11 protein-coding genes are annotated in these 11,702 nt (G+C 41.6%); 10 read left to right on the forward strand and 1 reads right to left on the reverse strand.

Annotation, left to right across the window (positions count from 1 at the left end):
• Nucleotides 1-62: 62 nt before the first annotated feature.
• Complete coding sequence (locus tag CLV38_RS07115; RefSeq protein ID WP_106193355.1) at nucleotides 63-944, reverse strand: competence protein ComK; 882 nt, start codon at nucleotides 942-944, stop codon at nucleotides 63-65.
• A gap of 347 nt (nucleotides 945-1,291) precedes the next feature.
• Here CLV38_RS07115 and CLV38_RS07120 point away from each other — a divergent pair, with 347 nt between their 5' ends.
• From CLV38_RS07120 to CLV38_RS07165, 10 genes are all read left to right on the forward strand, one after another.
• Nucleotides 1,292-2,419, forward strand: coding sequence for a sensor histidine kinase (locus CLV38_RS07120; protein WP_170068842.1), 1,128 nt, complete (start codon nucleotides 1,292-1,294; stop codon nucleotides 2,417-2,419).
• Nucleotides 2,416-3,063, forward strand: a complete 648-nt coding sequence (locus tag CLV38_RS07125) for a response regulator (protein ID WP_106193360.1) — start codon at nucleotides 2,416-2,418, stop codon at nucleotides 3,061-3,063. The genes CLV38_RS07120 and CLV38_RS07125 overlap by 4 nt, the downstream gene beginning before the upstream one ends.
• 92 nt (nucleotides 3,064-3,155) lie before the next feature.
• Nucleotides 3,156-4,088, forward strand: coding sequence for an ABC transporter ATP-binding protein (locus tag CLV38_RS07130; protein ID WP_106193363.1), 933 nt, complete (start codon nucleotides 3,156-3,158; stop codon nucleotides 4,086-4,088).
• 21 nt (nucleotides 4,089-4,109) lie between these two features.
• Nucleotides 4,110-5,384, forward strand: coding sequence for an ABC transporter permease (locus tag CLV38_RS07135; protein WP_106193366.1), 1,275 nt, complete (start codon nucleotides 4,110-4,112; stop codon nucleotides 5,382-5,384).
• Entirely contained in the window at nucleotides 5,385-6,467 is a 1,083-nt protein-coding gene (locus tag CLV38_RS07140; RefSeq protein WP_106193368.1) for an ABC transporter permease, read from the forward strand. It begins immediately after the preceding gene.
• A 159-nt stretch (nucleotides 6,468-6,626) separates the two neighbouring features.
• Nucleotides 6,627-7,277, forward strand: coding sequence for a TetR/AcrR family transcriptional regulator (locus CLV38_RS07145; RefSeq protein ID WP_106193371.1), 651 nt, complete (start codon nucleotides 6,627-6,629; stop codon nucleotides 7,275-7,277).
• 20 nt (nucleotides 7,278-7,297) lie between these two features.
• Nucleotides 7,298-8,197 (forward strand): ABC transporter ATP-binding protein, encoded by a 900-nt coding sequence (locus CLV38_RS07150; protein WP_106193374.1) that lies wholly within the window; start codon nucleotides 7,298-7,300, stop codon nucleotides 8,195-8,197.
• A complete protein-coding gene (locus CLV38_RS07155; protein ID WP_106193376.1) occupies nucleotides 8,198-9,793 on the forward strand; it encodes an ABC transporter permease in 1,596 nt (531 codons plus the stop codon).
• Between the two features lie 321 nt (nucleotides 9,794-10,114).
• Entirely contained in the window at nucleotides 10,115-10,447 is a 333-nt protein-coding gene (locus CLV38_RS07160) for a PadR family transcriptional regulator (protein WP_106193378.1), read from the forward strand.
• Nucleotides 10,444-11,412 (forward strand): permease prefix domain 1-containing protein, encoded by a 969-nt coding sequence (locus tag CLV38_RS07165; RefSeq protein ID WP_106193380.1) that lies wholly within the window; start codon nucleotides 10,444-10,446, stop codon nucleotides 11,410-11,412. The genes CLV38_RS07160 and CLV38_RS07165 overlap by 4 nt, the downstream gene beginning before the upstream one ends.
• Nucleotides 11,413-11,702 lie beyond the last annotated feature (290 nt).

Consider the following 11,702-nt stretch of genomic DNA (forward strand, 5'->3'; position numbering starts at 1 on the left):
ACACGAAGATAGTCCGAAACTAAGTTTATTTAAAAGTAATAATAGAGGGATATTAATACAAATTATGTATATTCGCTTTTATATGCAGTGGGCAAAGGAAACTGTTTTCTAAGGTCCTCCATATAAGGATTATCTTCCCCAAGCACCGTCTGTAGCATGTCATTCGCTCTATGAAGTGACAGGAATTCAAATAAAGTAGTCAGTTCAATGGTTGGCTGTCCAAGAGACTGATGGGTCAAATTTTTTTTAATGATATGCATGTCCTCCAAACGAGTATCCTGATACCGTGAAGTAAATTTTTCCTGGAGGTCTATACTGATTGCTTTAGTCGTGTGGTAAAGACTGGTAGTTTTTTGAATCATATCTGCCGCACGTTTATATGAGAGCGGCAGAATAAGCTCATGGTATTTTCTGATTTTGAAACTCACGAGATGACTACTGATTGATTCGAGATAAACGACATGATGAAAAGCGATCCAACTGGAATTGTTTTTTATTGACCCTTTCTCAGGAGCAAATAAAACTTCTCCGACAACATAAGGACAGCGTTGATTAATCCCAATACATTTCCCGATACGCTGAATAAAAGTATAATCAACTTTCAAATACTGGAAATACCGTTTCATTACCTGACTTGTCGTTTCCTCTGTTTTGAGAATACTCCCACATATCTGATAGACAAGGGTATTATAGGGGCTCTCGCTAAGATGTGATATATCCTGAATGTAAAAGGAATCTTTTGTCAGGAACAGTGGGGTCTGCTCGATTGCTTCATTTAAATGTAAAAAATAAGATTCGCTTTTAATACTCAAAGTCCGACTAGCTATATAGCGACCAGTTCCTGTTTGGAATGGATTACTTCCTTCAGTTAGAATAGTCTGAGTGTAATAGGAATGAAAATCTTTGTAAATCATGTCAATTGCTCTGTCGTTGGGTCTAGTCATTGGCACAACTCCTTTTAAACGATTTTAATTTTAGGTAACGCTTACAAAACAATCAAGAACTAAAGTGATGAAATTAGTGTATCATATCACAAATGAGAAATATGGAGTAAATGAGTTATTTTTGATTATAATTTAATGAAAAAACACTATTTTGATTTTTTACTGTGATGAGAAGACAGCTATTTCCATTCCTATCGGGCAATAAAGGTCCCTAAGAGGTAGGAAACAAAATGACGTCATGTTAAGTTGAGCTTAGTTTGACTATAATTGCTACCTTTATTTAGTGATCTCTGTGGTATAGTTAATTTAAATACGTCAAGCTGAATTTTTAAAAGTGAGGGATGAACATGATCAGTTTTTGGATGCTATTCATTTTTTTGTCAGCTTTTTGGTTGACGGCTGTTATAAATCTGACAAGTGTAAATGATTCTGTACTTCTTTTAAGCGCTGCCTTCTATCTGCTTTATTTCTTGATGCCGATCCTGTCGAATACTGTAAGGTCTCTGATTTATATCAGTCTTCCAGTCCTCATAATGGCCGCTTTCTCGACCATTTCTTCAAACCCGGTTGTCTGGTTTATTCTATTTGTGGTGGCCATAGAAGTGACTATTCGTTTATCAATAAGAGCTTCTTCCATTTATTTGGCCTATATCACATTACTCAGTCTGGTTCCGGGGGCTTTATCTGGAGAATTCAATCAAGTGCTGTCTCAATTTTTGATTTGTGTCTTCTTATCCGTCATCACGTTGACTTTACGTCTATTTTCTATCAAAAGAATACGTCTACAAAAAGAATACGATCAGATTTATTCGGATCACCGACACTTGAAAAGGCAAGTAGTAAGAGGAGAACAGCTTGCCAGGCAGGAAGAGAGAAGCGCTGTTGCCCGAGATATTCATGATTCGGTAGGGCATCGGTTGACTGCATTGGTGATGCAACTTGAAGTCGCCCGTTACAAAACGCAAGATGACAATGAAAAGCAACAGTTGACAGATTTCAAAGACCTAGCTCAGCGTAGTCTGCATGAAACGCGAGCGGCAGTGAGTGCATTGAAATCAGATGAAACAGCCGGACTGCAAGCTGTTATTCAGCTGGTTAGAAAGCTGGAATCAGAGAGTCATATCAAAATCCGTTTCCTGCTTGAATCAGGTGTACTGAATGAGCCACTGTCCAATAAACAATCCATCGTCATTTACCGAGCCATTCAGGAATCACTCACCAATATGATGCGCCACAGCCATACTCGGGAAGCTGATATCCACTTTAAACTTCTTGCTGATCGGTATGTCCAGTTTTCAGTCAGCCACCCTATCAAAGAAAAAGTGGAGCTGGTTGAAGGGTTCGGCTTGTCCAACATGAGAAACAGGCTGGAAGAAATCGATGGTAAACTCACGATTTCGCAGCACAATTTTATTTTTAAAGTGACTGGACAGTTTCCAGTCGAAACTGAAGACGGAAATGAGGAACTAGGATGACCAGTATATTGTTAGCCGAAGACCAATCACTGGTAAGGCAGGGGTTAAAAATGATGATTGAAATGGACCCTGACTTTAAAGTGACAGGAGAAGCAGAAAATGGAGCTGAAGCACTAGAGCTTTGTCGCAGACAACTATTTGACTTGGCTATTTTGGATATCAGAATGCCGGTAATGAATGGATTGGAAGCCAGTCGAGTGTTAAGGAGAGAACATCCGGATCTGAAGATACTGATTTTGACCACGTTCAACGATGAAAGTTACGCTTTGGAAGCAATGAAAAATCATGTGAATGGCTATCTTCTCAAAGATGGGGAGATAGACGAACTGCTGCAGTCGATCCATCACTGTCTTGAAGGAGGCCTGATCATCGAGGGGCAAGTAGCGGCTAAAATCATGCCGTCACTAATCAGGGGGAAAGAAGAGGTTAATGAAGTCGATGAATCCATCACTGAGAGAGAAAAGCGTTTGCTGACGCTTATTGCTCAAGGAAAAAATAATCAGGAAATAGCTGAAGAGCTGTTCCTGTCAGTGGGGACAGTTAAAAATCATATAACAGTCATTCTGGATAAGCTTGAACTGAGAGACCGGACCCAATTGGCTATCTATGCTCTCAGACATGATCTTGAAAAACAAAGTGACTAAAGTCATAACGGTTAGTGACCAGAGACAGTATAACAGCTGTCTCTTTTTTTATATAATAAACTCAACAAGTAGAAATGAAAGGAGTGAACGGTATGCTGGAAACAAAAAATCTGACAAAGGCATTCAAAAAGAAAACGGTGGTCAGTGAAGTGAACATCTATCTTGAAAAAGGGGAATCAGTAGGACTGCTCGGACCAAATGGAGCTGGGAAGTCGACCACTATTTCCATGATTTCTACCTTACTCCCGCCCACATCCGGTGAAGTATGGTTTAACGGTCAAAATGCACTGAAAGAATCTCAAGGCCTTAGAAAAGTAATGGGGGTTGTTCCTCAGGAAATTGCTCTTTATGAAGAATTATCGGCTTATGAAAATATGAAATTTTTCGGTAAAGTCTACGGATTGAGAGGGAAAGAGCTCGAATCACGAATAACGCATGTACTGGATCTTATTGGTCTGACTGACCGGAAAAAAGATGCTGTCAATACGTATTCCGGAGGGATGAAAAGGCGTATTAACATTGGGGTGACGCTTTTGCATGAACCGGAAATCCTAATTATGGATGAGCCGACTGTTGGTATTGACCCGCAGTCACGGAATTATATTCTGGACATGATCAAAACGTTAAATAAAGAAAAGGGTATTACTGTCCTTTATACCAGTCATTATATGGAAGAAGTAGAAAAACTGTGTGATCGGGTCTATATCATGGATCACGGTGAAATCATCGCCTCAGGCACTAATGAAGAACTCAAAAGTATCTTATCTAATGAAGAAACGATTCAAATCGATGTGCACACACTGTCTATGGGATTTCAAGACAATCTCTTACATCACTCGAGTATCAGGAAAGTGACGGAAGAAGGACTAGGGTACAGAGTTATCGCACCCAAAGGGGAAGATCTGCTCAGTGAGGTATTTGAACTGGCCAAGCAGACGCATACTAAAATAACAGGCGTATCTATCCAGACACCTTCGCTGGAGGATGTGTTTTTACATCTAACTGGACGCAAGTTAAGAGATTAAAGAAAAGGAGGTGGACAGGGTATGTTTCAATTAATTAAGAAAGACACTCTGATTCTTTTAAGGAGTCGCTCAGATTTGACAGAATTACTCTTCATGCCGTTCATTCTCATAGCCATACTCGGACTGGCACTAGGAAATCTTTCGATGACTGATTTTAACATCAATGCTTTTCCGGTTGCTGTGGTGTATGAGGGAAACATAGAACAGTCTCTTGAAAACTGGGCAGTCGAGTTAAGAGAGTCAGACTATCCTGAAGAAGCAGTGTCAGCACTAGTGACTCAGGCTGAAGAAATTGCACCTGGAGAACAAATCAACTCGATCCTGGCTAGTGAGGATATTCAGGAGTGGATGACGGCTGAATCGTTTGCGACGGTTGAATCAGCAGAGACGGCACTGGATGCCGGAGACGTTGCCGGTGTTATCATCATTCCCGAAGGATTTAATGAAGCGGTCTGGTCAGCCTTGTTCCTCGATGAAGGGGATGCATTACCATTGACTCTGGAAGTACAAAATATCGACAGTGTAACATCCGATATCATCAGAAGCGTACTGACGACATATGCTAATCAGTTCAACCTGGAAGCCAGCATTGCACTCGCATCTGAAGGAGAAGCAGAAACGGCCGATCAGCAGCAGGATAGCTACGGAGAAGTTACGAATCTCACAGCAGCCTCACCCATTACGTCGTTTCAATATTATACGATCGGTATGGGAGTGATGTTTGCCCTATATACTGCTCCTGCACTTGCCAGTCGTGCCTTTCATGAGAAGAAGCAGCACGTGTTCGGTCGATTAATGATTTCAGGAACCAAACCATTGACCTATCTGGGAAGCAAATTAGTCTCAGGCACTATAATAACATTTATCCAACTGGTTATTCTATTTGGACTGAGCACTCTAATTTTCGGAACATTCAGAGGTTATTCTACGAGATTCTGGATTGATCTGGGGATGGTCAGTTTTGTTTTTTCACTGGTCGTTGGATCCATTACGAGTCTGCTGACATCACTATCCTTGTATTCTAACAGTGAGTCTTCATCAAGCTTTTTCGGAGGGGTAGTCATCACCTTATTTGCTTTTATAGGTGGAAGTTTTACTCCAGTTGAACAGTTTTCCGAGAGTCTGAGAACACTTGGAAACTGGACACCAAATGGGGCAATGATGACGTCTTATATGCAGTTGATGCAGGGGTTTAATCTTTTTGAGGTTGCTCCATTGATTATAAGAGTAGCCGGAATGACGGTTATTCTTTTAGCAGTAAGTGTTATACTCTTTCCGAAAAGGAGGTTGGATTAAATGTGGACAGTATTTAAAATGCAGTGGCTGAGACTTTTTAAACAACCTGTATTGATGATTATGTTTCTTGGACTCACACTGGTATTTGTCTATTTTATGGGTGGCGCTCAAGGCGCACAGAACATCACTGTTCCAACCTACAGCGATGAGCTCTCATCTGAAGAACTAGACAGGTGGATCGATCGACTGAATGAAGAAGACACCTTTCAGTTTGTTGAAAGTGACTATGAAACGGTTTTTGATGATATCCGCATGAATGAGACAGCTTTTGCCCTGGGATTGACTGAAAACAATTATGAATTCCTTATCGGCAGGGAAGATATGGAAATAGCCACACTAATTCAGTATGTGGATCAGATTTTTACGACTGAAATGAGACTTCAGGATGTTGAAGACCGGTTTGATCTGGAAGATATCACGATCAGAAATTTTATTGAAGTAGAGACTGTGTCGCGGTCGGCTGCCGTATCCTCAGGTGATCGATCCCAGTTGGGTGTTGTCGTCGGTATGAGTCTGTATTTTTCAATTTTCTCCATTCTGTTTCTAATGATCAACCTGGTAGAAGAAAAAGAGTCCGGGACATGGAACAGACTGATTTTTTCCCCTTTGACTAAAACACGTATCTATATGGGACAGCTCTCCCACTATCTCTTGGCAGGGACATTTCAGATTGCACTGGCCTTTTTCATTTTAAGATATCTAGTAGGTATCGAAATGGGCACTAACTACCTGGAGATGGGGGTTATCATCATCAGTTTTGTGTTCGCGATTGTTTCGTTGGGCATGTTGCTTATGGGGTTAATTAAATCACCGCAGCAGCTTCAAGTCGTCATACCGATAGTCACCACCTCCATGGCGATGCTTGGAGGCGCGTTCTGGCCACTTGAAGTTGTCAGCAATCGTCTGCTTCTGTTCATTGGGAATCTAATGCCAATTAAATATGGTATAGATGCCATGACAGATACGATCCTTCATGACCAGACGCTTTCACAGTTACTCACGCCTATCTCTGTTCTTCTTTTAATGGGAATCGTTTTTATGGGGATCGGTATTAACCTTATTGAGAGAGTGTCAGAGAACTAAAAATGAGTTGATAAACCGATTACAATACGACTATAGACCTATTGACCACTCTGGTCAGAAAGAGTATACTTCACTCATCGACCAGAGTGGTCAGTTTTTTTAAGGATAGATTGACCGGACTGGTCAGTGGACAAGAACTACGAGGAAAGGAGACACACTATGGACGATGTTTTTAAAGCATTAGATAAAAGCAAACAGCTGCGTATACTGAATGCGGCTTATCAGGAATTTGCCGAAAAAGGTTATAAGCAGGCCTCTACTAACAAAATCGCCAGAGAAGCGGGGATTGGGAAGGGAACGTTGTTTTATTACTTTACCAGTAAGGAAGAACTGTTTCATGACTTGGTTGAAGAATCATTTCGGATAGCAGATGAACAGTACTTGTCTAAAATAGATTTCTCTGAAACGGATTTTTTCAGACGACTGAAACAGACGAGTGAATTGAAATGGGCGGTTTATCAGGAACAGCCGCATGCATTGAGGTTTATGGCTCAGGTTTTTATTCATATGGAGGAGTATGAGCTGCCTGAAGAATTGACGGTCAAGCGACAGGCAGCAGAAGAAACCTGGGGAAAAATTCTGACTGAAAACATTGATTTCTCAAAATTTCGAGAAGATATTCCTCAGGAAACAGCCTTTAATTTTATCAGGTGGACGATTGAAGGATACCGAGTTGAGCTGGAACAGCGAATCAAGATGATGGGCCTTGATAAACTGAGTAATCAAACGCTTGAACCCTATTACGATGAGTTTTATGGGTATCTTGACACTCTGAAGAAAATATATTATAAACCAGGATTAAATGAGTGAATAGGAATGGAGGAAAACACATGACAAAATTGATTGAGATCAAGGCACTTGAAAAATCGTTCGGTAAAACAATTGCACTAAAAAATGTGAGTTTTGAAGTTAACAGTGGTGAAATCGTCGGCTTTATCGGACCGAATGGGGCGGGTAAATCAACCACTATCCGCATCCTGCTCGGGCTGATCAGAGCGGATGCCGGGACTGCCACCATATTTGGAAAAGACGTGTGGAAAGAATCCGTTGATATTCATAAACGGGTCGCTTATGTTCCGGGAGATGTCAATCTGTGGCCTAATCTGACTGGAGGCCAGGTAATCGATCTCTTTTTAAGTATGCACGGAATTAAAGTAGATAAGCAGCGCAAAGAAAATTTAATGAAACGGTTCGAGTTTGATCCGACTAAAAAGTGTCGAGCTTATTCAAAAGGGAATCGGCAGAAAGTTGCGTTGATTGCCGCTTTTTCAGCTGATGCAGATTTGTATATTTTTGATGAACCGACTTCTGGTCTCGATCCGCTTCAGGAAAGAGTGTTTCAGGACTGTACAAGAGAAGTATTAGCAAAAGGCGCCAGTGTTCTGTTATCAAGTCATATCCTGTCCGAGGTAGAGCAGCTGTGTGATAAGGTGGCGATCATTAGACAGGGTGAAATCGTTGAATCAGGTTCATTGTCTGATTTGAGACATTTGACTCGAACACAGATTACTTTCCAGACACAAGAAGAGATTAAAGGAATTGAAGAACAACCTTATGTCCATGATCTGATCAGGGAAAAAGAAGCTATTGTGTTTCAGCTGGATGCTGATCATCTGAATGAGTTCCTTACCTTTATTCAGCCCTACACTGTTCTCAAATTTGAAAGTGCACCGCCGAAACTGGAAGATCTTTTCATGCGTCATTATGAAACGGTCAAAGGAGGGGATTAGATGATGAAATCACAGGCACAGACCGGACACATTTTCCGATTCACTCTGAAAAAAGAATGGCTTAAATTACTGCTGTGGCTTACAGGTTGTGCATTCTATGTCATTATGGGCGTTGTTGCCTTTGTTGAAGTCTACGGGGATCCCCTTGAACGTCAGTCTATGGCTGTAGCTATGCAGAATCCTGCAATGGAGGCCTTATTTGGCCGTGCTATAGGGATAGACAATTACACAATCGGTGCAATGTATTCGCATACGATGACGATACTGGGCTTTGTTCTCTTTGCCGTCATGTCGATTCTTCTTGTCGTCAGGAATACGCGGTCTGAAGAAGAGGACGGGATCCTGGAAATGATTCAAGCATTACCAACTGGACGTCTGGCACATACCACATCTGCTATTCTTCTGCTGCTACTGACGAATGGTTTACTGGCAATCATATCGACAGTTTTGCTGATCGTATTGGGTGACGGTAGTATGGGTACGGAAGGTGCGATATTGACCGGAATCGTTTACGGTATGTCAGGAATCGTTTTTGGATCGGTCACGCTTGTTACTGCTCAATTATCCTCGAATGCCCGTGGTGCGATGATGATGGCTTTTGGTGTTTTAGGCGCCTCCTACATGCTGCGAATTGTTGGAGATTCAGGCATTGAACTACTGAGCTGGCTGTCTCCTTTAGGCCTGCTATATGGCAGTGAACCATTCGTCAATAATTACTGGTTCCCAGTGTGGATTTCTATTGGCTTAAGTCTGTTACTGATCACTATTGCTTTATGGCTCAAACATCAACGTGATATGGGTGCCGGATTATTGCCTGATCGTGCCGGTAAAAGGCATGCTACAGCGCTCTTAAAGACCCCAATGGGATTCGTCTTGAAACTGGTTAAGACACCCCTTGTCGTCTGGGCGATTGCCATGTTGCTTTTAGGTGTGTCGTATGGGTCAGTTATTGGAGATGTGGAAGGTTTGCTGGAAGGCAATGAAGTCATTGAACAGATTATTGCAGCAGATCCTGATCTGAGTATGGTCGATCAGTTTATGGCCATGATTTTAGGTGTCCTTGCTATGGCAGCAACTATTCCATCTATACAGGTCCTCTTAAGATTAAGAGGAGAAGAGAAGAAGAATCGTCTGGAAAAAATCATAGCGGGATCACACTCCAGGCTGGTTATTTTCGGTTCATTTATAGTTGTGAGTGTTGTGGTTGTTGTACTCTTTCAATTGCTCCAATCGTTTGCCTTTGGAGGATCAGCAGTCTTCATGGACTATGATGTATTGTTAAGAGAAATCATAGTTGCTGCAATGGCATATATTCCAGCTATATTGGTTATGATAGGGGTCGCCTCTGTCCTGATAGGCTGGTTGCCTAAACTAACTTCTCTGATTTGGCTGTATGTTGGATTTGCATTTGTTGTGCTTTATTTTGGAGGGTTGTTTGATATGCCTGACTTTATAAATGGCCTTTCGCCATTTTATCATGTACCCGAGATGCCGATTGAGGAATGGAGCTGGACAGTCACAACTGTCTTATCTCTGCTTTCGCTGGTACTGATGGCCGTCGGTTATGCCGGGTTCAGGCGTAGAGACATCGACTGATATAAAAAGTCACTATAAGAACAGTTTTTATACTGAAGAGGTTTGAGAATGGACCGGAAAGTCTGCCTGATCACGGGTGGCAACGCAGGAATCGTAATAGAGCTGACGCAAAAGTACACCACGGTAAGTCATGAATGAGAACTCACCCAATAAAAAATCAGACATCCACGATTCTATCGGTCGGGAGTCTGATCTTTTTATTTTACTACGATAAGTGTAGTAATTAAATAGAGCGTATGCTAAACTAAGTACAACGACAGATGCAGTAAAGTTAAAGTGCCTACATAGTAATGAAGGTGAGCTAAAAGGAGGAACGATCTAATGATAAGCAGTGATGTCATAAGAGGATACAACGATTCGTTCCTGCTGTCTTTATTGAACGAGGGCGACTCCTATGGGTATGCTTTATCCAAAGACATAAAGGAGCGAACGGGTGGGCAATACTTGATTAAAGAAACAACCATGTACTCAGCTTTTTCTCGGTTGAAAAAGAATGGGTATATAGAATCCTATCCAGGAGATGTCACACAGGGGAAAAAAAGAACGTATTACCGGATAACCTCGGAGGGGAAACAATTTTTAGAAGAAAAACAAAAGGAATGGCAAATCACAAAGCAAGTGGTTGATCAACTAGTTGGAGGCGAGAAAAAATGAACATTATCAAAGAATACGTCAATCAAGTCTTTAAAACGGTCCCGTTAACAGAAGAAACCAATCAGTTGAGACTGGACATACTGGCAAATATGGAAGATAAATATGATGAACTGATCGAAAGTGGAGCATCAGAGCACGAAGCAATTGGGGTCGTTATTGCAGAATTTGGTAATGTCGATGAGCTGCTGAGCGAAATGGGCATTGAGAAAGAAAATTCAGATGTATTAGAAAATTATCCGACCATGGAAGCTGAGGCAGTCGATTATTATCTGGAAGCTAAAGCGATGATGGGATTAAGAATCGGCATGGGCATTCTGTCCATACTGATTGGCACAGGCTTGATGTTGACATTCTTCGGTCTGATAGCTGCTGTTCAGACTGCAAGAGTTATAGGCATTATCCTGATGCTCGTCTTTTTAGTGATTGGGATCGCTCTTCTTATCATAGAAGGGATGCGGGCGGATGATCTTAAAGACTACCATAAACCGTTTGTACTGCTGCCCGACTTGAGGGACCGTGTAGAGGAACAGAAAAAAGGATATAAAAAGTCCTTTGCTCTCAGTATTGTGCTGGGTGTCTCTTTCTGTATCTTATCACTTATTCCGTTACTGCTTGGAATGCTGACTAGCCTGATCCCGTTTTTTATGGGTTTAGGGATGATGCTGGTACTGATAGGGATAGGCGTTATGTTTTTCACATACAGCGGTAATGCGTTTGATGCCTACACTGTTATCCTGGCTAATGGGAAAAATCCGGAAAACTTTAAACAGGAAGTCGAAGCGGACGAAAGACGGAAAAAAATCGATTATATTATGGATGAAATATACTGGCCGATTATTGTCGTTATCTATTTCGCATCAAGTTTTATAATCGGCGGTAGTTTCTGGGGATGGAGCTGGATTATCTTTGTGTTAGGTGGAGCACTGGAAGGAACCATAAAATCGTTGTTTGATGCATGGGAATAAGTGGGATATAAAACACCCTTTCTATTATTTTTTTAACTCAGGTTAATATAATGCGTTTTAACTATTTAAAGCAGTAGAAGTGATTCTTCTACTGCTTTTTTGCATGTGCGCCCGGCATGGGCGACAACTTGGTGGTGAAAGTCCACTACAGACTTGGCAGTAGGAACTGTTAGCGAAAGACAAGGGTGTCCGCCGTGAGGCGGAATCTGAAGGAAGTCGGACGCAAATGCTTGCACTGACGAACAGAAACTGCATATCAAGGCTTAATAGAACGGATGAGCTTGCATGAC

It is taken from the genome of Alkalibacterium olivapovliticus (assembly GCF_003003275.1).
In the GTDB taxonomy this organism is placed as follows: domain Bacteria; phylum Bacillota; class Bacilli; order Lactobacillales; family Carnobacteriaceae_A; genus Alkalibacterium; species Alkalibacterium olivapovliticum.

What these genes read in the sequence shown, in the direction of transcription:
- CLV38_RS07115 (WP_106193355.1), bottom strand. Translation starts at nt 944, where the DNA reads ATGACTAGACCCAACGACAGAGCAATTGACATGATTTACAAAGATTTT.
- CLV38_RS07120 (WP_170068842.1), top strand. Translation starts at nt 1,292, where the DNA reads ATGATCAGTTTTTGGATGCTATTCATTTTTTTGTCAGCTTTTTGGTTG.
- CLV38_RS07125 (WP_106193360.1), top strand. Translation starts at nt 2,416, where the DNA reads ATGACCAGTATATTGTTAGCCGAAGACCAATCACTGGTAAGGCAGGGG.
- CLV38_RS07130 (WP_106193363.1), top strand. Translation starts at nt 3,156, where the DNA reads ATGCTGGAAACAAAAAATCTGACAAAGGCATTCAAAAAGAAAACGGTG.
- CLV38_RS07135 (WP_106193366.1), top strand. Translation starts at nt 4,110, where the DNA reads ATGTTTCAATTAATTAAGAAAGACACTCTGATTCTTTTAAGGAGTCGC.
- CLV38_RS07140 (WP_106193368.1), top strand. Translation starts at nt 5,385, where the DNA reads ATGTGGACAGTATTTAAAATGCAGTGGCTGAGACTTTTTAAACAACCT.
- CLV38_RS07145 (WP_106193371.1), top strand. Translation starts at nt 6,627, where the DNA reads ATGGACGATGTTTTTAAAGCATTAGATAAAAGCAAACAGCTGCGTATA.
- CLV38_RS07150 (WP_106193374.1), top strand. Translation starts at nt 7,298, where the DNA reads ATGACAAAATTGATTGAGATCAAGGCACTTGAAAAATCGTTCGGTAAA.
- CLV38_RS07155 (WP_106193376.1), top strand. Translation starts at nt 8,198, where the DNA reads ATGATGAAATCACAGGCACAGACCGGACACATTTTCCGATTCACTCTG.
- CLV38_RS07160 (WP_106193378.1), top strand. Translation starts at nt 10,115, where the DNA reads ATGATAAGCAGTGATGTCATAAGAGGATACAACGATTCGTTCCTGCTG.
- CLV38_RS07165 (WP_106193380.1), top strand. Translation starts at nt 10,444, where the DNA reads ATGAACATTATCAAAGAATACGTCAATCAAGTCTTTAAAACGGTCCCG.